The 24,453-nt window shown below is 66.7% G+C and carries 16 protein-coding genes, 1 tRNA gene and 1 pseudogene; 7 read left to right on the top strand and 11 right to left on the bottom strand.

Features of this window, described 5'->3' with window-relative positions; genetic code table 11:
• Positions 1-187: 187 nt before the first annotated feature.
• The 3 genes from hpaM to EO174_RS06895 form a co-directional block, all read right to left on the bottom strand.
• Entirely contained in the window at positions 188-1,237 is a 1,050-nt protein-coding gene (gene hpaM / locus EO174_RS06905) for a type III secretion-associated outer membrane-bound protein HpaM (protein WP_104648352.1), read from the bottom strand.
• A 231-nt stretch (positions 1,238-1,468) separates the two neighbouring features.
• Positions 1,469-3,613 (bottom strand): TonB-dependent receptor, encoded by a 2,145-nt coding sequence (locus tag EO174_RS06900; protein WP_126943352.1) that lies wholly within the window; start codon positions 3,611-3,613, stop codon positions 1,469-1,471.
• Between the two features lie 446 nt (positions 3,614-4,059).
• On the bottom strand, positions 4,060-6,483 hold the full coding sequence (locus EO174_RS06895; RefSeq protein ID WP_206515048.1) for a penicillin acylase family protein: 2,424 nt from the start codon (positions 6,481-6,483) through the stop codon (positions 4,060-4,062).
• Positions 6,484-6,632: 149 nt separating this feature from the next.
• Between EO174_RS06895 and bfr the strand changes: the two genes are divergently transcribed.
• Positions 6,633-7,118 (top strand): bacterioferritin, encoded by a 486-nt coding sequence (gene bfr, locus EO174_RS06890; protein ID WP_039511630.1) that lies wholly within the window; start codon positions 6,633-6,635, stop codon positions 7,116-7,118.
• A 282-nt stretch (positions 7,119-7,400) separates the two neighbouring features.
• Here bfr and EO174_RS06885 read toward each other — a convergent pair whose 3' ends face one another.
• The 4 genes from EO174_RS06885 to EO174_RS23330 form a co-directional block, all read right to left on the bottom strand.
• The gene (locus EO174_RS06885; protein WP_126943347.1) at positions 7,401-8,057 is read right to left on the bottom strand and encodes a thiopurine S-methyltransferase; all 657 of its coding nucleotides are present in this window, start codon (positions 8,055-8,057) and stop codon (positions 7,401-7,403) included.
• A gap of 566 nt (positions 8,058-8,623) precedes the next feature.
• Entirely contained in the window at positions 8,624-10,867 is a 2,244-nt protein-coding gene (gene parC, locus EO174_RS06880; RefSeq protein WP_104583377.1) for a DNA topoisomerase IV subunit A, read from the bottom strand.
• A gap of 60 nt (positions 10,868-10,927) precedes the next feature.
• The gene (locus tag EO174_RS06875; RefSeq protein WP_126943344.1) at positions 10,928-11,779 is read right to left on the bottom strand and encodes a helix-turn-helix transcriptional regulator; all 852 of its coding nucleotides are present in this window, start codon (positions 11,777-11,779) and stop codon (positions 10,928-10,930) included.
• On the bottom strand, positions 11,776-11,904 hold the full coding sequence (locus EO174_RS23330; protein ID WP_256359929.1) for a hypothetical protein: 129 nt from the start codon (positions 11,902-11,904) through the stop codon (positions 11,776-11,778). Before EO174_RS23330 ends, EO174_RS06875 begins: the two co-directional genes overlap by 4 nt.
• Between EO174_RS23330 and EO174_RS06870 the strand changes: the two genes are divergently transcribed.
• The 5 genes from EO174_RS06870 to EO174_RS22890 all read left to right on the top strand — a co-directional run bounded on the left by EO174_RS06870 (position 11,903) and on the right by EO174_RS22890 (position 17,114).
• Entirely contained in the window at positions 11,903-12,343 is a 441-nt protein-coding gene (locus EO174_RS06870) for a MarR family transcriptional regulator (protein WP_104583375.1), read from the top strand. The genes EO174_RS23330 and EO174_RS06870 overlap by 2 nt on opposite strands.
• 23 nt (positions 12,344-12,366) lie before the next feature.
• The gene (locus EO174_RS06865; protein ID WP_164740118.1) at positions 12,367-13,854 is read left to right on the top strand and encodes an AdeC/AdeK/OprM family multidrug efflux complex outer membrane factor; all 1,488 of its coding nucleotides are present in this window, start codon (positions 12,367-12,369) and stop codon (positions 13,852-13,854) included.
• Positions 13,855-13,864: 10 nt separating this feature from the next.
• The gene (locus tag EO174_RS06860) at positions 13,865-15,058 is read left to right on the top strand and encodes an efflux RND transporter periplasmic adaptor subunit (protein ID WP_104583373.1); all 1,194 of its coding nucleotides are present in this window, start codon (positions 13,865-13,867) and stop codon (positions 15,056-15,058) included.
• A gap of 6 nt (positions 15,059-15,064) precedes the next feature.
• Positions 15,065-16,645 carry a DHA2 family efflux MFS transporter permease subunit gene (locus EO174_RS06855; protein WP_104583372.1) on the top strand — a complete coding sequence of 527 codons (1,581 nt, stop codon included), beginning with the start codon at positions 15,065-15,067 and terminating at the stop codon, positions 16,643-16,645.
• Between the two features lie 319 nt (positions 16,646-16,964).
• Positions 16,965-17,114 carry a hypothetical protein gene (locus tag EO174_RS22890; protein WP_164740115.1) on the top strand — a complete coding sequence of 50 codons (150 nt, stop codon included), beginning with the start codon at positions 16,965-16,967 and terminating at the stop codon, positions 17,112-17,114.
• Between the two features lie 21 nt (positions 17,115-17,135).
• Here EO174_RS22890 and EO174_RS06850 read toward each other — a convergent pair.
• The 4 genes and pseudogenes from EO174_RS06850 to EO174_RS06835 all read right to left on the bottom strand — a co-directional run bounded on the left by EO174_RS06850 (position 17,136) and on the right by EO174_RS06835 (position 22,566).
• Positions 17,136-18,008: pseudogene (locus EO174_RS06850) on the bottom strand (DUF2884 family protein).
• Positions 18,009-18,211: 203 nt separating this feature from the next.
• A tRNA-Leu gene (locus EO174_RS06845) sits at positions 18,212-18,298 on the bottom strand.
• A 142-nt stretch (positions 18,299-18,440) separates the two neighbouring features.
• The gene (locus tag EO174_RS06840; protein ID WP_126943338.1) at positions 18,441-20,678 is read right to left on the bottom strand and encodes a glycoside hydrolase family 3 C-terminal domain-containing protein; all 2,238 of its coding nucleotides are present in this window, start codon (positions 20,676-20,678) and stop codon (positions 18,441-18,443) included.
• A 118-nt stretch (positions 20,679-20,796) separates the two neighbouring features.
• Complete coding sequence (locus tag EO174_RS06835) at positions 20,797-22,566, bottom strand: M14 family metallopeptidase (RefSeq protein ID WP_126943335.1); 1,770 nt, start codon at positions 22,564-22,566, stop codon at positions 20,797-20,799.
• 321 nt (positions 22,567-22,887) lie between these two features.
• Here EO174_RS06835 and EO174_RS06830 point away from each other — a divergent pair, with 321 nt between their 5' ends.
• Positions 22,888-24,453 carry an oligopeptide:H+ symporter gene (locus EO174_RS06830; protein ID WP_126943332.1) on the top strand — a complete coding sequence of 522 codons (1,566 nt, stop codon included), beginning with the start codon at positions 22,888-22,890 and terminating at the stop codon, positions 24,451-24,453.

Here is a 24,453-nt window from a genome sequence, read left to right as displayed (position 1 = left end):
CAAGTCGATCGCGTGTTCGTCGCCGACCGCGATCGCCTGGGATGCCAGCTTCGCCGCGATGGCCGACCCATCCGGCCGTGCGATTGCCGGCGTGCACGAGCAGGCGTTGGCGTCGTAACGCTGCTGCATCCCAAGTTGCAACTGCAGCGGCCGGCATGCGCGCACGCGCTGCCGGCCGCTGCTGCGCTCACTCGTGGCGCACGCAGTAGCCGTAGCGCTGCGGCTCGATATCCACACCGGCCACATCGGCCTGGTTGTTGCGCCACAGGTTCGGCTTGAAGTCGGCCGCAGTGCAGTTGGCAGCGCGGTCCACGCCGATGGTGTAGGTGAACGGCGTATTGGAGAAGCGGTTGTTCTCGAACACGTTGTCCTGGCTCATGCTGTTGTCCCAGCACAGGATTTCCGGCGTGCGATAGCGGATGGCGCAGGCCAGGAAGACGCCGGCGACCTTGTTGCCGTCGAACTGATTGTTGCTGAAGCGGTTGCGGCGCGCGTCGGACAGATAGATACCCTGGCTGCCGTTGCGCTCGAAGCGGTTGTTGCGGATCTCGCTGTCTTCCAGGTGTTCGGTGGTCAGGCCTGCGGCCACGTTGTCGTGGATGTAGTTGTTGACCATCGTGACCTTGGCGGTGCGGTTGAACGACACCCCGTCCCAGATCGCGCCGGAGACATCATTGTTTTCGATGGTGATCTCGCGCGTGTCGTACTCGCTCAGCAGGCAGGCGCTGCGGCACTTGTTGACCTGCAGGCCGGCCAAGCGAATCCCCTGGCCGGAACGCACGACCACCGCGCTATTGCTCAGGTACGGGCGCTCGGGCATGAATTCCTTGTCGCCGGTGCTGGCGACGATCTGCATGTCCTCGATGCTGACATTGCGGATCACGCCGGTAGGCTGCTGGTTTTCATAGTCGCCGACCACCAGCGCCGGTTGCTGCACGCCATCGGCCATGCGCAGCACCGTGGTCGGACCCGTGCCACGCAGGGTGAGATTGCCGCGGTGGATCGAGACCAAGCCATTGAGCGGAAATTCGCCTTTTTCCAGGCACAACACCGCACGCGTATCGCTTTGCGGAAGCTTGTCGATGGCTTTTTGCAGATCCTGCCCGGGGCGCACCTTGGCGGTGCAGGCCGCGACCGGCGCGTCCGGTGGGCCGGACTTGGCGGGCGGCGCTGCCGAGCAGGCAGTGGCAACGAGCAGGGGCAACAGGGCGGAAACGGAGCGGGCAAGCTGAGGCATGCGGATTCCGGTCAGTGGGGGGAAGAGGGCGATCGTGTGGAAACACGTTCCAGATCGCGACGGCCTCTAGTGTGTCCCACCGGACGTTAAAGTCTGGCTGATTCAGGCCGGCCTGATTCGGCGCAGGTTCATTGCACTGTCGTGGTCGAGGCCGCAATCGTGCATGCGGTGGCCGACGAACGTCACACTTGGGCAACGTCCGAGACCTGCACAGACGCATGCTCGCCCTGCTCAGAAATCGTAAGCCAGCTGCGCGTAGATGCGGCGCGGTTCGCCAGGAAAGTGGCCGGTGCGCTCAGTGAACCCGCTGACGGCGTAGACCTTGTCGAACAGGTTCTTGACGTTGACCTGCAGCTTCCAGGCATCCCATTGCGTCTGCCAGCTGATGTCGAAGATGGCATACGGCTTGACGCGCTGGCCTTCCAGGCTGACCCGCTCGCCCACGTAGTCGGCACCGAAGGCAATTGCCGAGTTCCAGGCCGGCAGGTCGTAGCGCGTCCACAGGCCGAAGGTGTTGCGCGGTGCATTGGCGAAGCGGTCGCCGGACGCGTTGGTGATGCCGTTGGTGCCCGCATCCAGCACGCGTGCATCGTTGTAGGCGTAGGTCAGGTTGAGCACCCAACGCTCGGTGAGGTCGGCCAGCAGATCCACTTCCAGGCCTTCGCTGCGCACCAGGCCGAGCGCGGCGAGTTGATTGACCCCAGCGACGATGCTGCCGTCGACCTGCACGATGTTGCTGCGTTCGATGCGATACAGCGCGGTGTTGAGCGTCAGCCCGCCGTCGTTGAGCGCGGTCTTCAGGCCCACTTCCCACTGCGTGCTTTGCTCGGGATCGAACGGCCCGCCGACGCTGCTGTCCTGATTGGCCGCATCCTGCGGCAGGAAGCCGCTGGCATAACTGGCGTACGCGTTGACGCCATCGCGCAGCACGAAGGTGCTGCCTACACGCCAGCTGAGATCGTTGCCTGTGACGCGCGAGCCGTCCAGCCGGTTGTCGTCCTTGAAGCCGTCCCAACGCAGTCCGGCCATCGCAAACCAGCGCGGCGTCAGCGTGAGTTCGTCCTGCAGATACGCGCCGTAGCGCTGGCTGCGCGTGCTGGTGGCGCGCCAGGGCAGGCTGTCCAGACCGTAGTCGTAAAAGCCGCTGCGCCCGTACACCGGGTTGAACAGATCGATACCCGGCACCGGCCCGCGCACGCGGCCGGTGTCGGCGGTGTTGGCGGTCTGCGCGCGGAAATCCGCATCCAGCCGATAGTAGTCCGCGCCCATCAGCAGCTTGTGCTCGATCGCGCCGATGCGGGTGCGGAACACGGCGTTGACGTTGCTGGAGATCGCATCGTTGTCGCGGAACTGGTTGCGCAACTGCCGCGTCATCCATTCGGCGGTGCCGTCGCCATCGCGGTCGATCAGGCCCATCGGCTCGTGATAGATCTGATGCTCGTCGTTCTTGAACCAGCGCAGCGCCATGTCCACGTCCCACGCATCCGACGGCGCAAAGCGGTACTGCGCGAATGCGACCTTGGCGCGCATGTCGAGGAAATCGGTGGGTTCGTTGTGGTTCCAGCGCCGGTCGGTAAGGAAGTTGCCGTCGTCATCCACCGGCACGCCACGCAGGCGATTGCCGCCCAGGTTCTGGGTGATGTCGGTGTACTGCAAGGTGAGCTCGCCGGTCTGGCCGATATCGAACGCCACCGACGCATCGCCGATCTGGCTCTGGCTATCGGTGTTGCGGCGAAAACCGTCCTCGCCATCGGCATAGGCGCCGATGCGGTAGCGAATGCGTCCGTCGTCGCGTGCCGGCCCGGTAGCTTCGAACGAGGCGGCTCCGAAGGATTGATTGCCCGCCTGCAGCTCCACCCGACGCGCGGCCTGATGGCCGGGCTTGCGGGTGACGTAATTGATGACGCCGCCGGGTTCGCCGCCACCGTACAGCGCACCGGCCGGACCCTTGAGCACTTCCACGCGTTCGATATTGAACAACTGCGGCACCGAGAAGCCGGCATACGGATCGCCGCGCAATCCGTCGTACAGCACGTTTTCCTGGCGGAATCCGCGCAGGGTGACGCCGGCATAGCTGAAGAAGCTGATGCCGCTGATGCTGCGATACAGGTCGGTGATCTGGCGTGCGGCCTGGTCGTCGATCAGTTCGCGCGGCAGTACCTGGACCGACTGCGGAACCAGCGACAACGGCGTGTCGGTGCGTGTGGCCACTGCGGCGTCGTCGGATTTGTACAGCGTCTGCGCACGGCCGACGACCTGGACGCCATCCAGGTCGGTGACGGTTGCCGAGGTGCTGCCGTTTTGTTGAGCGAAGGCGCGGGGCGAAGGCAGAGCGAAGGCGGCGGCGAGCGCGGTGACAAGGAGCGTGGGGCGCATTGGTCACTAATGGGAATGGTTATCAAATGCATCTTAGCATGTTGTGCTCGCTTGATTGCGCTGGTCGGCGGGTAGGCGTTGCGGCACAGTCTGCGGCGTGCGCGTGCGCGTGCGCGTGCGCATGCGCATGCGAGGTGCGAGGGTGCGAGACGCCGCATGGCATGCGAGGCGCGAGCTGCGGTCTGAGATCTGCGAGTACCGGGACGCGCAATGCCCCCGGTCGCACGGCGTGTGCCCGCACCCTCACCCGGACCCCTTTCCCGACGAGAGGGGTTCGCGGCTGTTCTACTCCCTCCCGGAGATGTGCTCGCGGCTGTCCTTCTCCCGTCCCGGAGAGGTGCTCGCGGCTGTCCTTCTCCCTTCCCGGAGAGGTGCTCGTGGCTGTCCTTCTCCCTCCGGGAGAAGGTGCCCGAAGGGCGGATGAGGGCCCGCGCGAAGCCTCGTGCCTACTTCGGCTGCAGTTGTAGCGTGTAGCGGGTAGCGGTCGGCAGGAAGGGGGTCGGCCGCCCGTGCACCCAATCCTCGTGTCCCGTGCCCCAGAACGGCGACAACGGATGTCCGCTCTGGCCGCCCGGCATGTGCACGATGCCGTCCTGCTCGTGGCCGGGCGACACCACCATGCGTTCGGAGGCGCCGAAGGCCGGGCCTTGCACGCGCGGCATGTCGCGATCGCCGGGCAGCTGGTCGGGCGGCATGCACAGCCAGCGCTTGGCAAGCGCAGGCAATGCCCGCGCGATCGGGTGACAGATGGCAGCGGTGTTGCGTTCGCCCCAGCTGCGTTCACTCACGGGGCTATCCGGCGAGGCGCCGTCCTGCGCAGCGAGCTCCGCCTGCGCGTTGCGTGCCGCTTCGGCAAGCAACTGGTCCCAGTTCGCATAGGTCGGCGGCAGCAGATGCGCCGGGCGTTGCTGCAGCAACGGCCAGACGATGCCTTCCAGTTGCGCGCGACGCGGCGGTAAAAAGTCCTTGCCAAGCGCGGCTTTTGCCGGGGCCAGCAGGCCGGCTTCCACTGCGTCGATGGTCATGTCGCGAAAGCCGCGCACGATGCGATAGCTGGCCGAGCGGGTGGAGGCGTGCCCGTCCCACTGCCGTGTGGCGGCTTCGATCTGCTGCAAGGCCGGGTCCTGGCTGTGTTCGACCACGCTGCGCAACAACTGCCACCAGCGCGTGAGCAGCACGGCGCGATCGTCGAGCTGGATGGCGAGCAGATCCAGTTCGTTGAAACGCTGCCTGGCGAACAAGTCGTCGCGGATTTGCTGCGCACGCGCGCCCAGGTCGTAGCCGGCATTGCCGAGCGTGGCCAATTGCTGCGCATCGACGACGCGGCTGTTGGCGGTCCAGAGCCGGTGCGAGGGGGGATCGATCAGCGCGGGGGCGGCGTCGCTGCGCACCGGCCAGGGCAGGCAGCCGGTCGGCGCGGGTGCCGAGGCCGTGGTGACCGCAGCCGACGGCAACGCCGCGTCCGCGTGCTGCGCCGAACCCGCCAGTTCGGCGATGCCGCTCGGGCCACACCCGGCATTGCGCACCGGGCGCGCGCCGATCAACCGCCAGGCGATGCGCCCGCTGCGATCGGCCAGCAACAGATTCTGTGCCGGAATGCCCGAACGATCCGCCACCGCAAAGGCGGCCTGCAGATCGGCCGCGGTGCTCATCTGCGCAAAGTCCAGGCGGATCGCGCCGGGCAGCTGTGCGGCCCAGCGCAGCGCCAGCACGCTGCCATCGGGGTTGTCGTGCAGGATCGGTCCCCACGCGCTCTCGCGGACCGCAAAACGCACCGGTGCGGCGCCGGCCACGCGAATCGTTTCGACATGGGTGGTGAGCGCCTGCGGATGGCCCGGCGTGGCCGGCGCAATCCGTGCAAAGTCGGCGGTGTCGATATAGCTGTTGGTGAAGGCCCAGGCCACATGCCCATTGCTGCCGACCACCACCGCCGGCAAACCGGGCAGGGTGAAGCCGGTGACATCCACCTTGCCGTCGGGCGCACTGGCGTCCGGGTAACGCAGGCGTGCACGGAACCAGATGTTGGGCGCGCGAAGGCCCAGGTGCATGTCGTCGGCGACGATGGCGCGGCCGTCGCTGGTGAGGCTGCCGTCCACGGCGAAGTTGTTGCTGCCCGGCGTCGGCGGCTCGGCGCCGGGCGCGGCGGCCGGATGCGGCAGGCGGCGCAGGTCCAGTGCGGCGGCGTCGGGCAGCACGGCATCGCCTTGCGCGGCGCCGAGCAGCGGGGCATCCCAGCTGGAACCTTGATGATCGAGCAAGGCCGCCAGCGCCGCCGGCACCACCGCGCGGATGCGTGCGGCTGCCAGTTCGGTCTGGTTGTCGTTGTCCTGCAGGTCGGCATACATCGCCATGCCGGTGAGGATGGAGTCGTCCAGCGTCCACGGCCGCGGCGTCTGCCGCAGCAACAGGTACGGCCACGGGCGCACGCGCAGGGCGGCCAGCCCGGCATTGACGCCCTCGGTATAGGCCTGCAGCGCCGCGCGCTGACTACCGGCGGCGATATCCAGGCTGGCCTGCACGCGGGCGCGCAGCCGGTGCACGCGATTGCGCTTGTCCAGGTCCAGCGCCGCGGCACCGAAGAGCTCGGACAACTCGCCGGCCGGTGCACGGCGCATCAGGTCCATCTCGAAGTAGCGCTCCTGCGCATGCACATAGCCGAGTGCGCGCATGGCATCGACCTGGCTGGCCGCATCGATGGTGACCACGCCACGCCGGTCGCGTTGCACGCTGACCGGTGCCGCCAGGCCCGTCAGTGCGCTGTTGCCGTCCAGCTGCGGCAGGCTGCCACGCATCAGCAGGTACACGGCCAACAGGGCCGCCACGGTCAATACCACGATTGCCAGCAGCAGCCGGCCCAGCCATTTGCGCATTGTTGTCGGGTCCTTGAGTTCGGTCACAGTGTGGCCGCCGGTCATGACCGTGGCGGGTCTGGCCGCAAGCGCAACTGAAAGTGATTCCGATTAGATCATTGCCCGGCGGGTTAGGGCACCATGCGCGCATTGCGTCGCTGGAGCACATCATGAAAGGCCATCCCGAAGTCGTCGACTACCTCAAACAGCTGCTGCGCGGCGAACTGGCGGCACGCGACCAGTATTTCCTGCACTCGCGCCGTTACGAGGACCAGGGCCTGATGGCGCTGTACGAGCGCATCAACCACGAAATGGAAGAGGAGACCGAGCACGCCGACGCGTTGCTGCGGCGCATCCTGTTCCTGGAAGGCGACCCGGACATGCGGCCGGCCGAGTTTGCGCCCGGCAAGACCGTGGTGGAAATGCTCGAGCGCGATCTGGTCGTGGAATACGAAGTACGCGCCAATCTCGCCGCCGGCATGAAGCTGTGCGAAGAGCACGGCGATTACGTCAGCCGCGACATCCTGCTCAAGCAGCTGCAGGACACCGAGGAAGACCACGCCTGGTGGCTGGAGCAGCAGCTCGGCCTGATCAAGCGCATCGGTCTGGAGCTGTATCAGACCTCGAAGATCGACAAGGGGCATGTCGCCGGCTGAGCCCGGTGACTGGCGCTGCGCAGCCGCCGAGCGGGCGCAGCGCAGGTATGCAGCCGCGGGTGCCGGGTTGTGCTGTGCATTGCCATTGCCGCGGTCTGGGTCGGCTGCCGGCTGTCTATTGCAGCATGCCGCCTGGCGCGTCACACCGTTCGGCAACATCGCTGCGTGGCGCAATGCCGCGCAGTTGGTGATCGGCTCGCAAGGCGCCGATCGTGCGGCGCATGCGGCGGCCGACTTCCGTGAATGCATGGTCCGGCTACGACGGAGCGTTTCCAGGGACAATCAGTTGCGCTGCAGGCGATACACGCCGGTCGACAGGGCAGTGACGCCATCGGCACGGAAGCGCGGCTCCTGGTCGAGGATGTCGCGGTGTTCCAGTTGCTGCACCTGCCATTGCGTGCCGAACAGGGCGTGCACCTCGGCAGCGTCCACCGAAAACGGCGGGCCGGCCTTTTCGGCCTGCGGATAGTCCAGGGTGATCAACAGGCCGCGGCATCCCGCAGGCAGCTGCGCGTACACGCTGTGCAGATAGCGTTGGCGCAGGCCGGCAGGCAGGGCGATCAACGCGGCGCGGTCGTAGACGGCGCTGCAATCGGCCAGCATGCCTGGCTCCAGTGCAAATGCGTCGCCGCAGATGATTTCGATCGGGCCGGCGATGAAGTGCTCGCCCACGCGGCTGGTGTGTCGCTGCGGTTGCAGGCCGGCGTCATCGAAGAAGTGCGTCACCGCCAGCGGCGACAGCTCCACACCGAGCACGCGATGCCCCTGGGCGGCCAACCAGTGCAGGTCCAGCGTCTTGCCGCACAACGGCACCAGTACGCGGGCAGCTGTCGGCAATTGCAAGGCCGGCCAATGTTTTTGCAGCAGCGGCATCACCTCGTCCTGATGGAAGCCGGTCTGACCGTTCTGCCAGCGTTGCAACCAGAATGCAGTGTCCATGATGGTGTCTTGCCGGTTTGCGTTGACGAGTGACGTGTTGTCGGAATGACGGTGGCACTGCAGATCGAAATGAGCCGCTCAGACCATACCGCACCACCGCGCGACATTTACTGCGCTTACCAGGCACACCGACCCTCTCGACTGGTCCTTGCCCGCCCAGCACCGCGGGACCTTACGCGGCATGGATGCCGCGTAAGAGCCTACAAGGACGTACTTGCAGCGTGTCCGGCGATGGTGGGCGGGCAAGGATCCTGCAGCCAAGCCGCAGATCAGCCGCTCCACAACCGACGCATCCGCATCGTTCGCTCAACCTCTCAAGGCGATGCAGAGCTTGAACCTCAGCGTAGCCTCGCCGTTGCAAACCAACCCGGCCGAGGGCGCGATGCCCTAAAGCCGGCAGCATCCAGCTGGCGGTAGTCTTGTGGGTCGCCCAAGACCGCATGGCCAACGCGCCATCGCGCGGCGCGTCAGCGCATCACCGTTGCACTCCAACCGGTCGACCTTCTGCCGCGCCTCAGTAAATCGAGGCAGCGGCAGCGTCGAACGCGCGCGTCGGTGAACAGCCGTTACTGCACTTCCAACCCATCCACCTTTTGCCAGCCACGCGGCAACAACGCCCCGCGACTCGCGCGCGCGCCCACATACACATCCAGGTCCTTGAACGACAGGCTCATGGTGCGCGCGCCGCTGCGCACCAGCAGCGTGTTGCCCGGTGCCACCGCCACCACCGCGACCACGCGCTCGGTGCCAAGCTTGGCCTTGGGGATGTCGATGATCTTGTTGCCTTTGCCCTTGTCCAGTTCGGGCACATCGCTGGCCGTCACCGCCAGCAGATTGCCGGCGCTGGTGACGGCCACGATGCGGTCGCTCTGCGGGTTGGTCACCTGCGCAGGCGTCAGCACGTGCGCGCCGGTGGTCAGGTTGAGCATCGCCTTGCCGGCCTTGTTGCGACCGGTGAGGTTTTCGAAGCGGGTGACGAAGCCGTAGCCATGCGAGGACGCCAGCACGAAGCGGGTGGCGTTGTCGGCACTGGCCATGACCTGGAATGCCGCGCCCGAGGCCGGCGAGAAACGGCCGGTCAACGGTTCGCCGTTGCCGCGTGCCGAGGGCAGGGTGTGCACCGCAGTCGAATAGGCGCGGCCTTCCGAATCCAGGAAGGCCACCTGATGCGTGCTGCGGCTGCGCACCGCCGCCAGCAGGCTGTCGCCTTCGCGATACGACATGCCGGCCGGATCGACCTCGTGGCCCTTGGCCGCGCGTACCCAGCCCTTTTCCGACAGCACCACGGTCATCGGTTCGCTGGCGACCATCTCGGTTTCATCGATCGCCTGGGCGGCGCCACGCTGCACCAGCGGCGAGCGACGCGCGTCGCCGAACTTCTTGGCGTCGGCGGTCAGTTCGTCCTTGATCAGCTTCTTCAGCTTGGTCTTGCTTTCCAGGATGGCCAGGATCTGTGCGCGTTCCTTGGCCAGTGCTTCCTGCTCGCCGCGGATCTTCATTTCTTCCAGGCGCGCCAGCTGGCGCAGCTTGGTTTCCAGGATGTATTCGGCCTGCTCTTCGCTGAGCGCGAAGCGGGCGATCAGGACCGGCTTGGGCTCGTCCTCGCTGCGGACGATACGGATCACTTCATCCAGGTTGAGGAAGGCGATCAACAAGCCTTCCAACAGGTGCAGGCGGCGCTCGACCTTCTGCAGGCGATGGTTGAGGCGGCGGGTGACGGTGTCGCTGCGGAAGGTCAGCCACTCGCTCAGCAACTGGCGCAGGTTCTTCACCTGCGGGCGGCCGTCCAGGCCGATCACGTTGAGGTTGACGCGGTAACTGCGCTCAAGATCGGTGGTGACGAACAGGTGGCCCATCAACTGTTCGGCGTCGACACGGTTGGAGCGCGGCACCAGCACCACCCGCACCGGGCTGGTGTGGTCGGACTCGTCGCGGATGTCTTCCAGCCACGGCAGCTTCTTGGCGCGCATCTGCTGGGCGATCTGCTCGATCACCTTGGACGGCGAGACCTGGTACGGCAGCGCGTCGATGACGATGTTGGCGTGTTCTTTCTTGTAGGTGGCACGTGCGCGCACGCTGCCGTGGCCGGTCTCGTAGATTGCGCGCAGGTCGGCCACCGGGGTGATGATTTCGGCGGTGGTCGGGTAGTCCGGGCCGAGCACGTGTTCGCACAATTCGGCAACCGTGGCATCGGGATTGTCGAGCAGGCGCAGCAGCGCGCTGACGATCTCGTTGAGGTTGTGCGGCGGCACATCGGTGGCCATGCCGACGGCAATGCCGGTGGTGCCGTTGAGCAACAGGTGCGGCAGGCGCGCCGGCAGCCAGGTCGGCTCCTCCAGCGTGCCGTCGAAGTTGGGCGCCCAATCGGTGGTGCCCTGGCTGATCTCGCCCAGCAGCACCTCGGCGATCGGGGTCAGCTTGGATTCGGTGTAACGCATCGCCGCGAACGACTTGGGGTCGTCGGTGGAGCCGAAGTTGCCCTGGCCCTCGATCAGCGGGTAACGGTAGGAGAACGGCTGCGCCATCAGCACCAGCGCTTCGTAGCAGGCGCTGTCGCCGTGCGGATGGTACTTACCGATCACATCGCCCACGGTGCGCGCGGATTTCTTCGGCTTGGCCGCGGCATTCAGGCCCAGCTCGCTCATCGCGAAGATGATGCGCCGCTGCACCGGCTTCAGGCCGTCACCCAGGAACGGCAGGGCGCGGTCGAGCACCACGTACATCGAATAGTCGAGATAGGCGCGTTCGGCGTACTCGCGCAGCGGCAGCTGCTCGAAGCCGTGGAAGGTGGGGCGGGTCAGATCGGTCATGTAAAGCCAGGTCCTACGAAAGAGGAGCCCGCGCCGTGGCGCGCGCTCGAAGAGCGCCGATTATCCGGATGCGGCGGGGGATGCCAAGCCGCGCGCATGCGTGCCGGCCAGATAACGCGTGGGTGGGGCGCCGAAATGGCGGTGAAACACACTGACGAAGGCGCTGGGGCTGCTGTATCCGAGCTGGTCGGCGACCTGAGCGACCGGGCTGCCCTGGCCGAGCCGCCGCAGTGCTTCCGCCAGCCGGGCCTGCTGCCGCCATTGCGCGAAACTCAACCCGGTCTCGCTGCGGAAATGCCGGCTCAGGCTGCGCGCCGACAGCCCGCCCCAGTCGGCCCAGGCGTCCAGCGGGCGCGGGTCGGCCGGCGTCTCCAGCAACTGCCGGGCGATGCGCAGCAGCCGGCGGTCGGCCGGCATCGGCAGGTGCAGGTGGTCGATCTGCACCTGCCGCAGTTCGTCCAGCAGCACCGCGGCCAGGCGTTGCCGCGCGGGGTCCAATGGCTGACCCAGGGGCCAGTCGGCTGCGCGCATGATCACCTCGCGGGCGAGTGCAGTCAGGCGGATCACCCCGCCTTGCGCGGGCAGCGCAGCGCAGGCATCCGGCCGGACCACCACGCCCCAGCCGCGCAGCGGCCCGGCCAGCTCCACGGTGTGCTGCTGCCCGGGCGGCATCCAGCCGGCACAGCCCGGCGGCAGCGACAGGGTTCCCTGCTCGGTATGCACCGTCAGCACGCCGTGCTCCACGTACATCAATTGCCCGCGGACATGGGCGTGCCGGACCGCCTCCGGCGCCCAAACCGCGCGCAGATCGGCCAGGAACGCGATCACCTCCGGTCCGTCGGCCCACTCGAAGCTGTCCCGCACACCGGGCGGCAGCGCATCGACCGTGGTTGGCGGGTTTTCGACAGTCATTGGCGCAATTGTATTACCAGGCCAGACATGTAGCCGCGTAAGGTGGCGATCCTTGCTGGCGGTTTAATCCCTTCCGGGATATTTGCTTTGACAAATATATTTTTCGGAAGAAAATAGCCCGCCATGAATGACCTCTCCACCACCTCGCCGTCGTTCGGGCTGCTGTTGCGCCAGGTGCGTGACGCGCTGATGCGCCAGCTCGATGCCGAAATGAAGGGCGAGCTGCCGGACTTCGGCTTCAGCCACTACGTCGGCCTGAAGATCCTGGCGGTGCGCTCGCCCTGCACGGCCAACGAGCTGGCGCTGGCGCTGGACCAGACCCCGAGCGCGGTCACCCGCCTGCTCGACAAGCTCGAAGCGCTCGGTGCGGTGCGACGCGAGCCGCATGCGCAGGACCGGCGTGCGCTGCAGATCGTCATGACCGAACAGGGCGTGGCGCTGTGGGAGCGCCTGAAGCTGCGCGGCGAACGCGCCATCGAGCATGGCCTGCGCGATCTGGCCCCGCCCGAGCGCGAGCAACTCACCTCTCTCCTCATCCGTGTCCGCGATGCACTCAACTCATGAACGCTGCTAGTTCCCCGATTCAGATGCTGCGCCTGCGGTCCACGCAGCTTGCGCGGCCGCTCGTCCTCACTGCGCTGACGCTGGCGCTGACCGCCTGCGCCAGCAGCCGCGGGCTTGCCCCGCAGGGCACCGTGCTGGAGCCGGGGGCGCTGCATGCCGAGCGCACCCTCGCCCAGGCCAACCTGAGCCCTGCCGCCTGGCCGACCAGCGACTGGTGGCGCGCCTTGGGCGATGCGCAATTGAATGCGCTGATTGCCGAAGGCCTGCAGCACAGCCCCAGCCTGGCCGCGGCCGACGCACGCCTGCGCCAGGCGCAGGCACGCATCGGTACCGCCCAGGCCGATCGCGGCCCCAGCCTGTCGGTCTCCGGCGGCTACACCGGCCTGCAGTTGCCCGAATCGATGGTGGGCGAGGAGCGCGGCGGCAGCTATGCCGGCAGCGCGCAGGTGGTGCTGGACTTCCGCTACGGCGTGGACCTGTGGGGCGGCAAGCGCGCCACCTGGGAAGCGGCGGTGGACCAGGCGCATGCGGCCGACGTGGATGCACAGGCGGCACGCCTGAACCTGTCGGCGGCGATTGCCGAGGCCTATGCGCAGCTCGACTATGCATGGCGCCTGCACGACGTGGCCAACGATGAATTGACCCGCGCGCAGAAGACCCTGGACCTCACCCGGCAACGCCGCAGCGCCGGCATCGACAGCGATCTGCAGGTGCGCCAGGCGCAGGCCCGCGTGCCGTCGGCGCAGCAGCAGCTGCAGTCGGCGCAGCAGCAGATCGACCAGGCGCGCAACGCGCTGGCTGCCCTGGTCGGGCAGGGCCCGGATCGCGGGCTGGAGATCGCGCGCCCGACGCTGGGCGCGGCCATCGCCGCGCAGTTGCCCAGCAACCTGCCCGCCGACCTGCTGGGCCGCCGTCCCGATGTGGTCGCCGCGCGCTGGCGCGTGGAGGCGGCCAATCAGGACATCGCCGCGGCCAAGACCCGCTTCTACCCCAGCTTCAACATCACTGCACTGGGCGGGGTGGTGAATCGCGACGTCGGCCAGTTGCTGGAAAGCGCCTCGGTACTCGGCGTGGTTGCGCCGGCGCTGAGCCTGCCGATCTTCGATGGCGGCAAGCTGCGCGCCAATCTGGCCGGCAGCGATGCGCAGTACGACCTGGCGGTGGCCGATTACAACCAGAAGGTGATCGACGCCCTGCGCGAGGTGGCCGACCAGATCAACGCGGTGCGTTCGCTGGAGCAGCGCACACGCGCGCAGGACGACGCGGTGCAGACCGTGTCGGCTGCCTTCGCGCTTGCCCAACAGCGCTACCACGCCGGCATCGGCAGCTATCTGGAAGTGCTCAGCGTGCAGGAGCAATTGCTCACCGCGCGCGAGCGCATGGCCAGCCTGCAATCGCAACAACTGTTGGCCTCGGTGAGGTTGCAGCGTGCCCTGGGCGGCGGATTCACGCCGGAACCTGCACGCGATACCGCACACGCCGAGACCACTTCCGCACAACCGAATTCCTGAGACAGCGACGATGAGCCAGACGACTCCAACTTCTTCCCAACCTGCGCCGGCCGCGCCCAGCAAGCGCCGCGCGGCGCTGCGCATCGTGGCCATTGTGGTGATCCTGGCGATCATCGGTCTTGTGGTGTGGTACTTCCTGGTCGGCCGCTGGCACGAAGACACCGACGACGCCTACGTGCAAGGCAACCAGGTGCAGATCACCCCGATGGTCGGCGGCACCGTGGTCAGCATCGGCGCCGAAGACGGCATGCGCGTGGAGCGCGGCCAGTTGCTGGTGCAGCTGGACCCGGCCGACACCGCGGTCGCGTTGCAGCAGGCCGAGGCCAATCTGGCCAAGACCGTGCGCCAGGTGCGTGGTCTGTACCGCAGCGTGGAAGGCGCACAGGCCGACCTGTCTTCGCGCGAGGTGTCCCTGCGCAGCGCACGTGCCGACTTCGCGCGCCGCAAGGATCTGGCCGCCAGCGGCGCGATCTCCAGCGAAGAACTGGCGCATGCCCGCGAAGAGCTGGCCGCTGCCGAAGCGGCGGTGAGCGGTTCGCGCGAGAGCTTCGAACGCAACCGCGCGCTGGTGGACGATAGCGCGGTGGCCAACCAGCCCGACGTGCAGACCGCCGCCGCGCAGCTGCGCCAGGCCTATCTCAACCATGCCCGCACCGGGGTGATTGCGCCGGTGTCCGGCTACGTGGCACGCCGTTCGGCGCAGCTGGGCCAGCGCGTGCAGCCCGGCAGCGTGCTGATGGCGGTGGTGCCGCTGGAACAGGTGTGGGTGGAAGCGAACTTCAAGGAAACCCAGCTCAAGCACATGCGCCTGGGCCAGGAAGTGGAACTGCATTCGGATCTGTACGGCGGCGGCGTGAACTACACCGGCCGCATCGAGAGCCTGGGCCTGGGCACCGGCAGCGCGTTCTCGCTGTTGCCGGCGCAAAACGCCAGCGGCAACTGGATCAAGATCGTGCAGCGCGTGCCGGTGCGCATCGCGGTGGATGCCAAGCAACTGGCCGGCAATCCGCTGCGCATCGGCTTGTCGATGAAGGTCGACGTCAACCTGCACGACCAGCAGGGCAGCGTGCTGCCGACCAAGTTCGCCAATGGCGCGGTGTTCTCCACCGACGTGTATGCGCAGCAGTTGCAGGCCGCCGACGCGGACATCCAACGCATCATCCAGGACAACCTGCCTGCGCAGGCTGCGTCCAAGGCGGGCTGAGCCAGCATGTCCTCGCAAGCTCCCACCGCGCCAGGCGGTCCCTCGGCACCTGCGCCCGCCGCCGGCTTTCGCCCGGCGAGCGTGGCGCTGTGCACCGTGGGCCTGGCGATGGCCTCGTTCATGCAGGTGCTGGACACCACCATCGCCAACGTGTCGTTGCCGACCATCGCCGGCAATCTCGGCGCCAGCTCGCAGCAGGCCACCTGGGTCATCACCTCGTTCGCGGTCAGCACCGCGATCGCCCTGCCGCTGACCGGCTGGCTGAGCCGCCGCTTCGGCGAGACCAAGCTGTTCGTGTGGTCGACGCTGGCCTTCACCATTGCCTCGTTGCTGTGCGGCCTGGCCCAGAGCATGGGCATGCTGGTGGTGTCGCGTGCGCTGCAGGGGTTTGTTGCCGGGCCGATGTACCCGATCACCCAGAGCCTGCTGGTGTCGATCTACCCGCGCGAAAAACGCGGGCAGGCGCTCGCCCTGCTGGCAATGATCACCGTGGTGGCGCCGATCGCCGGGCCGATCCTGGGCGGCTGGATCACCGACAACTACAGCTGGGAATGGATCTTCCTGATCAACGTGCCGCTGGGCATCATCGCCAGCAGCATCGTCGGCTCGCAGCTGCGGCATCGTCCCGAGCAGCTGGAAAAACCGCGCATGGACTACATCGGCCTGATCCTGCTGGTGGTCGGCGTCGGCGCATTGCAGCTGGTGCTGGACCTGGGCAATGACGAGGACTGGTTCTCCTCCGACAAGATCGTGGTGCTGGCCTGCGTTGCCGCGGTAGCGCTGGTGGTGTTCGTGATCTGGGAACTCACCGACAAGGACCCCATCGTCGATCTCAAGCTGTTCCGGCACCGCAACTTCCGCGCCGGCACGCTGGCGATGGTGGTGGCGTATGCGGCGTTTTTCAGCGTGAGCCTGCTGATCCCGCAATGGCTGCAACGCGACATGGGCTACACCGCGATCTGGGCCGGCCTTGCCACCGCGCCGATCGGCATCCTGCCGGTGTTGATGACGCCGTTCGTGGGCAAGTACGCGCTGCGGTTTGACCTGCGCATGCTCGCCACCGTTGCCTTCATCTTCCTGTCGTTCACCAGCTTCCTGCGCTCCAACTTCAACCTGCAGGTGGACTTCGGCCATGTGGCCACGGTCCAGTTGGTGATGGGCGTGGGCGTGGCCCTGTTCTTCATGCCGGTGCTGCAGATTCTGCTCTCGGACCTGGACGGGCGCGAGATCGCGGCAGGGTCAGGCCTGGCCACCTTCCTGCGCACCCTGGGCGGCAGCTTCGCCGCATCGTTGACCACCTATCTGTGGGCACGCCGCACCCAGGTGCACCATGCGCACATCACCGAACACATCTCGGTGTACACCCCGGGCATGCAGGAGCAGGTCACCGCGATGGGGCAGGGCGACCTGCAACGCGGCGCGGCCTCGCTCAACAACATGATCAATCACCAGGCCTCGCAGATGGGCTTCAACGACATCTTCTACCTGCTTGGCTGGACCTTCCTGGCGATCATCTTCTTCCTGTGGCTGGCCAAGCCGCCGTTCGGTGCAGGTGCCGGTGGCGCAGCGGCGGCTGGCGGGCACTAGGCGCCGGCTGACAAGGCGCTTGGCCGCTCTGAAGTTGGCCAAGACAACGACTTCATGCCGGTCTAGTGCAGAGCGGGTGATCTGCGACTTGGCTGCAGGGCCCTTGCCCGCCCACCATCGCGGGACACGCCGCAAGTACGTCCGTGTAGGCTCTTACGCGGCATCCATGCCGCGTAAGGTCCCGCGACGGTGGGCGGGCAAGAGCCAGTCGGGATGGTCGGTTGCGTAGCGCTTTGCAAAGCAACCAACGAACCGTTTGGGGCGGAGAGGGTGTCGCGGCCTCGACCGACGCAGTCTCAGTGCAGATGCTGCGATTCGTGTGTTCGCGCTCAACGTGTTGCTGTTTCCGGCGTCCCGCAATGCGCTGGACAGCCTTGCCGAGGCGTATGAGGCAAGCGGAGATCTCGCCCGTTCGAGCGCCATCCGGCAGCGCATCAAGGGCATGCCCGCCCCGCCAGGGAAACAATGATCCGACCGAGGGCGTGAGGCCTCAGCTGTTTGTTACTGGTTGCAGCTTGACTGCGCGGTTTGGTGGTGCGTCGCCGTTGTCAGACTTCTGTTCGGCATGCTCGGCGTCATGGCGCGGCGTGTCGTCCTGCAGGGGCGCGAGCAGTTGCAGCCGCTTGCCCTGGTAGCGGAACTCAAGCGCGTCCTGTAACTGACGCAGTGCTTGCACCTGGGTGCACAGCGCGTTGGCGTTGGCCTCGATGGTGAACGCCTGGGCGTCCAGCCTTGCATCCAGTTGGCCCTCCATCTGTTGGGCGCGTTTGTCGATTCCGTCCGAACGCCCGGTGACGATCTGCCAGAGCATGTGGCGCGCGATGCTGCCCTTGAACTGCTCGGCTTCGTGTTCGACGTAATTTGCGAAGTTGCCGCCGAAGGCCTTCTGCTCCCAACGCCCCTTGCCCAGGGTGCCGTCGACATACGCGCGTGCGCGTTTGCGCAGCCGTTCGATCTTGCGGGCGTTGAGCGCACTGCCTGTCATGACCTCGATGACACCGCCGAGTGCGTCTTAACTGAGGTCGATTACCTGATGTGCAATGCCGGCAACCTGCGGCATCAGTGCGCGGGTGCGCTGTTCCATCTCCCAGAGGCGTCGTACATCGGCCGTGCTGGTCTGCTGCAGCTTGTGGTCGATGCTCAGTTCGCCGCCGTGGAAGAAAATTTCGCGTGGCCAATCGCTGTTGCGGTAAAGCCAGATGCCGCCGCTGTCGGCGAGCACGTTGAATGGTGTGCCGAGACCGCATTGCTGCGAAGACACCTGCGCGCGATGGCGCGGGGCATCCTGTTTGTCGGTCTGCTGTGCCTGTGCATGCAGACTGGCAACGGCCGGCAGCAGGGCAAGCCAGAGGAGGATGCGCATGGGGCGTGCTGCCGTCGTGGAGGCGTCGAACATGGTCGCGACAGCCGCAACACGTGGTCGCGTGTCGAAAGTCACGCGCGGCGCACGCTTGCAGCGCAGCCGATCGGCATGCGCGCCACCGCCGACAGCCCATCGTCCCATCGCATGGCCCAGACGCAAAAAACCCCGCCTGCGCGGGGTTTTTTGCGATCTACCGTGAGTCGTGGTGCCCAGGAGAGGACTCGAACCTCCACGAAGTTGCCCCCGCTAGCACCTGAAGCTAGTGCGTCTACCAATTCCGCCACCTGGGCGACTCAGGAGGCGAATTGTGCAAGTTACGCGCGACGCTGTCAACGCATCTGGCACAAATTCTTCGTGGTGGCGGGTGCCTGCCGGCGACGGGAGAAAACGGCGCGGCAGACACGCGCACTGCATGCCCGCCGCGGCACGCGATCACGGCAGCTGCGCCGCCTGCAAGGTGACCTCGGCACTCTGCACCGGTTCGCCTGCCGAATGCGCCAGCTGCACGCGATAGGTGCCGGCGGCAATCGTCCAGTGGCGTGCCTTGGCATCGAAGTCGGCCAGCGTCTTGGGTTCGGCGATCACCTGCACGTTGCGCTTTTCGCCCGGCTTGAGCGTGAGCTTCTGCCAGCCGATCAGGCGCAGCGGGGTGGCGTGGCCGTCGGGCAGGGTGACGTAGAGCTGCGGCACGGCGGCGCCTTCGCGCGGGCCGATGTTTTCCACCTCGAAGTTCGCCGTGAGCTGGCTGCCGTTGGCGTCCACGCGCAGCCCGCCCATGCGGAACTGGGTGTACGACAGGCCATGGCCAAACGGGTAGCGCGGGGTCAGCTTGCGCGCGGCGAACCATTTGTAGCCGACGTTGGCGCCTTCGATGGCGTAGTCGATCGTGTCTTCGCCCGGCTTGGCCGGCTTGAAGCCCAGGCCCGGAATCGACGGGCGCGGCAGCTGCGATTCGTCCACCGGCCAGGTCACCGGCAGATGGCCGGAAGGATTGACCTTGCCGGTCAGCAGGTTGGCGATCGCCTCCCCGCCGCCGATGCCCGGATACCACGCCTGCAGCACCGCCGGCACGCGCTCGGCCCAGGGCATGCGCACCGGACCGTTGGTTTCCAGCACCACGGTGGTCTTGGGGTTGGCCCTGGCCACCGCCTCGATCAAGGCGTCCTGGTTGTCGGGCAATTGCATGTCCGGCAGGTCCACCGATTCGGCCGACCATTGGGTGGCGAACACGATCGCCACATCGCCGGCCTTGGCCGCACGTGCCGCGGCAGCGCGGTCCTTGCCGTCGACATAATCGATCTGCACGTTCGGCAACGCGGCGCGCAGTGCCTGCAGCGGCGAGGACGGATGGATGATCACCGGGCCCGGCCAGGTGGTCGGGGTGATGCCGGGCACGGCGTTGCCGCCGTTGATGGTGTAGTCCACCCGCGAGGAACCGCCACCGGACATCACGCCCTTGTCGGCGTAGCCACCGATCACCGCGATGCGGCGCACGTCCGTGGACAGCGGCAAGGTGGCCTGCTCGTTACGCAGCAGCACGCTGCCTTCTTCGGCGACATGCTGCGCCGACAGCAGCCCGGCCTTGCCATCGATCGGCTGGCGCTGGGTCGGATGATCGAACGCGCCATGCGCGAACAGGCTGCGCAGCACGCGCTTGACCATGTCGTCGAAACGCGCGCGGGGCACCACGCCGGCCGACACCGCCATGCGCAACGGCGCGTCGAAGAACACCGCCGCATCGAACACTTCGCCGGCCGATTGCTGATCCAGTCCGGCCAGGGCCGCCTTGGAGCCGCTGTGCACGCCACCCCAGTCGGACATCACATAGCCGGGGTATTTCCATTCCTGCTTGAGCACCTGGTTGAGCAGGTAATCGTGCTCGCAGCCGTAGATGCCGTTGATCTTGTTGTAGGAGCACATCACCGAGGCGGGGTCGCCGATCTTCAGCGCAATCTCGAACGCCAGCAGATCCGATTCGTGCATCGCCTGCTCGCCGATCTCCGCGCTATGGAAATTGCGGCGCGTCTCCATGTCGTTGAGCGCGTAGTGCTTCATCGTCGACAGCACGTGCTCGCTCTGCACGCCGCGGATCGACTCGCCCACCATGGTGCCGGCCAGCAGCGGGTCTTCGCCGGCATATTCGAAATTGCGCCCGTTGCGCGGGTCGCGCTGCAGGTTGACGCTGCCGGCCAGCAGCACATTGAAGCCCTGCTGCCAGGATTCGCGGCCCATGGTCTTGCCGCCGGCATACGCCAGCTGCGGATTCCAGCTCGATGCCGTGGACGGGCCGGACGGCATCGCGGTGGCGAAGTCGCCCTTGCGGATGCCGCCGGGATTGGTCACGCCCACGCCCGCATCGGCCAGTTGCTGCGCCGGGACGCCCAGGCGCGGGATGCCGGGGACATAGCCGGCCGAACCCAGTGCGCCTTCGGGCTTGGGAATCTTGTCGGTGCCCAGGCCGAAGTAGCTGCGCAGCATCTGGAATTTTTCGTCGTCGCTCATCTGCGCGAGCAGGCGGTCGGCACGCTGGTCCGCGGTCAGGGCGGTGTCCATCCACGGCTGCGCTGCAGCGGCGGTCTGTGCGCCGAGCGGGGCGGCAAACGCGACGCTGGCGCCAACGGCGATGGCGAGCGCGAGACGGCGTGGTCGGGAATTTGTAAACGGTTTCATATCGGAGTGTGGCACGAGTGGTCCTTGTGGTGCGGTTGCAATCAGGGGAGGGCAGCGCACTGCCCGTGTTCGAAGGGCGCGCGTGCGCGCCGAGGTGTTGGCCGGAATCGGTGCCGCGTCAGAACTGCGTCTGCGCGGTGCGTAACACCGGATACAGGCGGTAGCGCTCGTCCCAGGAGGCATGCAGGCGAGCGAAGAATTCCAGGCGTGCCTTCGGGTCGGCCGCGAAGGCCGCGTCGCTGGCCAGGCGCTGTTCGAATTGCGCCTTCACTGCCGGGTCGCGTTCGAGCATGGCGTGCGCGACCTCTTCGGCCACGTAATCCTCCATGTATTCCTTGCGCTCGAATGCGGTGTTGAACTGGCCCCATTGCAGCAGCGAATCCGGCGCCTGCGGTTCCAGCATTGCCATCACCAGGCGCGACCTGGGCTGGGCGATCGGCACGAACAAGGAGCCGGCCGGCACGGTGCGGGTGTCGTCGCGCCACTGCCCGGTGATTGCCAGGTTCTGGTGGCCTTCGTTGGAGCGCGCGGCAAACGTGGCGGTGTCGGCACGGAAGCTCTGTACCGGATGGGTGCCGGCGGTGGCGATGGTGTCGAAGGCGATGCCGTGCAGGCGCAGTTTCTCCGCCACCAGGGCCGCTTGCGCGGCAGGCACCAGGTAGCCGCCGCGTGGCGCATCGACCACCACGTCGGGCTTGATCTGGTCGCGTAACGGCACCTTCCACACCTGTGGCCTGGTCTCGTCGTAGCGCGTCATCAACGCCCCGGAAATCGGCGAGGGCGTGCGCGTGTAGGCGTAGCCACGGAAGGCCACGGTGCGTGCGGCCGGGCCGGCAGCGAAGCTCAACGGCTCCATCTCGCCAGCCAATTTGGTTGCACGCTGATCGGCCGCCAGTGCATCGGCGCGCCATCTGGCACCGTTGCGCGCGGCCTGCTGCAGCACCGACACGATCGCGTTGCGGGTGACGCGCACACGTACCGGGTAGGTCTTCCACGAATGCGTTTCCACCAGCATGCCGAAGCGGTTGCGCAGCAGGAAATAGCCATGCGAAAAACGCGGCGGCGACACGTCGTCGGCAAAGCCTGAGGTCGGGTCGTCCTCGTGCACGAACGAGGGGTAATACGGCAGCGGCAGCGAGCCCTGCTTGGCCAGGTCGGCAATCACCGCATCGCGCCAGCGCGTGCCGTCGCGTTGCAGCGTGGCATCGCCGGCGTGCACGGGCTCCACCTGCACCGACACGTCGTGTTCGAACTTGGCGCCATCGGTGACGTGCAGGTCCACATACATCAGCGGATCCCATTGCTGCACCAGCCGCAGCATCGCCTGCATTTCCGGTGCGTCGGCCTTGAGGTAGTCGCGATTGAGGTTGAGGTTCTGCGCGGTGGTGCGCCAGCCCATCTGTTCGGGGCCGCGCTGATTGGGCCGGTTCCAGGCGCCGAAGCGCTCGTGCCCGTCGACGTTGAACACCGGCACGAACACCCAGACCAGTTTGTCGAGCACGCCTTTGCCGATCTTGCCGTCCAGCAATTCGCGCAGGGCCAGAAACCCCGCGTCCTTGCCGTCGATCTCGCCGGCATGGATGCCGCCTTGCACCAGCACCACCGGCAACGTGCGTTGCGCAGCGCTGCCTGCATCCAGTGCCCCGCTGGTGGAGACAACCAGCGCCTTCATCGGCCGGCCTTCCGGGGTGGCGCCGAATTCGATGCAGCGCACCGCCTGCGGGTAGCGCTGTGCAAAGGCATCGCAGAGTGCGATGACTTCGTCGTAGCGTCCGGTTTGCGCGAACCCGCTGCGCTCGGCCTGGGTGGTCAACGGTTCGGCGGCCAGTGCGGCGGGGCAGGTGGTCAGCAGCAGCAGGCTCAGGGCCAGGCGGGTGAAGCGGGGCATCCAGCGGTCCAGTGTTCCAGGAAAACGTTTGCAATGTAGCCGAGCCGGCGCAGCAGGCCAATCTGCACTGCGTCATGACTTGCGTGTGATCGGCGTGGTTGCGGTGTATCGACGGCGGGGACGGCACGCCTGGGCCGAGTCACTGGCCAGGTGTGCCGCAACGGCAGCCACCCGCCCGCCGGGTCCGCAATCAACGCCTGCCAGGCGCGGCGCTCGACGCATGCAGCGGCGCGCCCGTGGCCTTATCCCATGGTCGCGATGGCGGCCAACCGGCAGCCGCCGGTACGATAGCGCGTGTTTTTTCGCTCGACCGGACTGCCCTTGACCACTTCCACCTTGCCGGGCCCCACTGCCGGTGCGCGGCTGCCGCGCCAGATTCCCTTCATCATCGGCAACGAAGCCTGCGAGCGTTTCAGCTTCTACGGGATGCGCAACATCCTGGTGCAGTTCCTGATCACCTCGCTGCTGTTGCAGGAAGTCAGCGGGCCCGGCCGTGAGGCCGAGGCCAAGCACATCCTGCACAGTTTCATGATCGGGGTGTTTTTCTTCCCGCTACTCGGCGGTTGGCTGGCCGATCGCTTCTTCGGCAAGTACAACACCATCCTGTGGTTCAGCCTGGTGTATTGCGCCGGCCATGCCTGCCTGGCGCTGTTCGAAGGCAGCCGCAGCGGATTCTTTGTCGGGCTGGGCTTGATCGCGCTGGGTGCGGGCGGCATCAAGCCGCTGGTGGCCTCGTTCATGGGCGACCAGTTCGACCAGTCCAACAAGCACCTGGCCAAGGTGGTGTTCGACGGCTTCTACTGGATCATCAACTTCGGCTCGTTGTTTGCCTCCTTGTTGATCCCGCTGGCGCTGAAGCATCTCGGCCCGGCGTGGGCGTTCGGCATTCCCGGCATCCTGATGTTCGTGGCCACGCTGGTGTTCTGGCTGGGCCGCAGGCGCTATGTGCGGGTGCCGTTGCCGCCGAAGGATCCGCACGGCTTCGGTACGGTGGTGCGCACTGCATTGCTGGCCCAGGCATCGGGGCAGGGCCGTCCGGGCCTGATGCTGGCAATCGTCTCGGTGCTGCTGGCGCTGGCCTGCGTCGCGCTGGTCGACCAGCTCGGCATCGTCATCTGCCTGTGCATGGCGCTGGTGCTGTTGCTGGCCGGTATCGGTGGCGGTACCTGGTGGCAGCTGGAGCGTGCGCGTGGCATTCATCCCGATACCGCGGTCGAAGGGGTGCGCGCGCTGCTGCGGGTGCTGGTGATCTTCGCGCTGGTGACGCCGTTCTTCTCGCTGTTCGACCAGAAGGCCTCCACCTGGGTGCTGCAGGGGCGCGTGATGACGATGCCGGCCTGGTTCACCGCCTCGCAGATGCAGGCGCTCAATCCGCTGCTGGTGATGCTGCTGATCCCGTTCAACAATCTGGTGCTGTATCCGCTGCTGCGGCGTGGCGGCTGGGAGCCGACTGCGCTGCGTCGCATGACCTGCGGCATCGCCTTCGGCGGCCTGGCCTGGATCGCGGTCGGCGCCATCCAGATCAGCATGGACGGCGGCGAGCCGATGCATATCGCCTGGCAGATCCTGCCCTATGCGCTGCTGACCTTCGGCGAGGTGCTGGTGTCGGCCACCGGGATCGAGTTCGCCTACAGCCAGGCACCGCCGTCGATGAAGGGCGTGGTGATGAGCTTCTGGTACCTGACCACCACGGTGGGCAATCTATGGGTGCTGCTGTCGAACGTGGCGGTACGCAATGCGACGGTGACCTCCCACATCGCCGATACTGGACTCAGTGAGGCGGCATTTCTGATGTTCTTCTTCGCGGCCTTCGCGTTTCTGGCGGCACTGGCCTTCGGCCTGTACGCGCGCCGGTATCGCATGGTCGACAATTACCGTTCTGCCTGA

Origin of the sequence: Xanthomonas sp. BRIP62418, assembly GCF_003993495.1 — a bacterium.
In the GTDB taxonomy this organism is placed as follows: Bacteria; Pseudomonadota; Gammaproteobacteria; order Xanthomonadales; family Xanthomonadaceae; genus Xanthomonas; species Xanthomonas euroxanthea.
The sequence above is the reverse complement of the archived record's forward strand: the minus strand, read 5'-3'. Positions and strand labels throughout refer to the sequence as shown.

Coding starts and splice junctions, on each gene's coding strand:
- EO174_RS06865 (WP_164740118.1), top strand. CDS start 12,367: ATGCTGCGCCTGCGGTCCACGCAGCTTGCGCGGCCGCTCGTCCTCACT.
- EO174_RS23330 (WP_256359929.1), bottom strand. CDS start 11,904: ATGGCGGGCTATTTTCTTCCGAAAAATATATTTGTCAAAGCAAATATC.
- EO174_RS06895 (WP_206515048.1), bottom strand. CDS start 6,483: ATGCGCAAATGGCTGGGCCGGCTGCTGCTGGCAATCGTGGTATTGACC.
- EO174_RS06840 (WP_126943338.1), bottom strand. CDS start 20,678: ATGAAACCGTTTACAAATTCCCGACCACGCCGTCTCGCGCTCGCCATC.
- EO174_RS06900 (WP_126943352.1), bottom strand. CDS start 3,613: ATGCGCCCCACGCTCCTTGTCACCGCGCTCGCCGCCGCCTTCGCTCTG.
- bfr (WP_039511630.1), top strand. CDS start 6,633: ATGAAAGGCCATCCCGAAGTCGTCGACTACCTCAAACAGCTGCTGCGC.
- EO174_RS06855 (WP_104583372.1), top strand. CDS start 15,065: ATGTCCTCGCAAGCTCCCACCGCGCCAGGCGGTCCCTCGGCACCTGCG.
- parC (WP_104583377.1), bottom strand. CDS start 10,867: ATGACCGATCTGACCCGCCCCACCTTCCACGGCTTCGAGCAGCTGCCG.
- EO174_RS06885 (WP_126943347.1), bottom strand. CDS start 8,057: ATGGACACTGCATTCTGGTTGCAACGCTGGCAGAACGGTCAGACCGGC.
- EO174_RS06835 (WP_126943335.1), bottom strand. CDS start 22,566: ATGCCCCGCTTCACCCGCCTGGCCCTGAGCCTGCTGCTGCTGACCACC.
- EO174_RS06860 (WP_104583373.1), top strand. CDS start 13,865: ATGAGCCAGACGACTCCAACTTCTTCCCAACCTGCGCCGGCCGCGCCC.
- EO174_RS06875 (WP_126943344.1), bottom strand. CDS start 11,779: ATGACTGTCGAAAACCCGCCAACCACGGTCGATGCGCTGCCGCCCGGT.
- EO174_RS06870 (WP_104583375.1), top strand. CDS start 11,903: ATGAATGACCTCTCCACCACCTCGCCGTCGTTCGGGCTGCTGTTGCGC.
- hpaM (WP_104648352.1), bottom strand. CDS start 1,237: ATGCCTCAGCTTGCCCGCTCCGTTTCCGCCCTGTTGCCCCTGCTCGTT.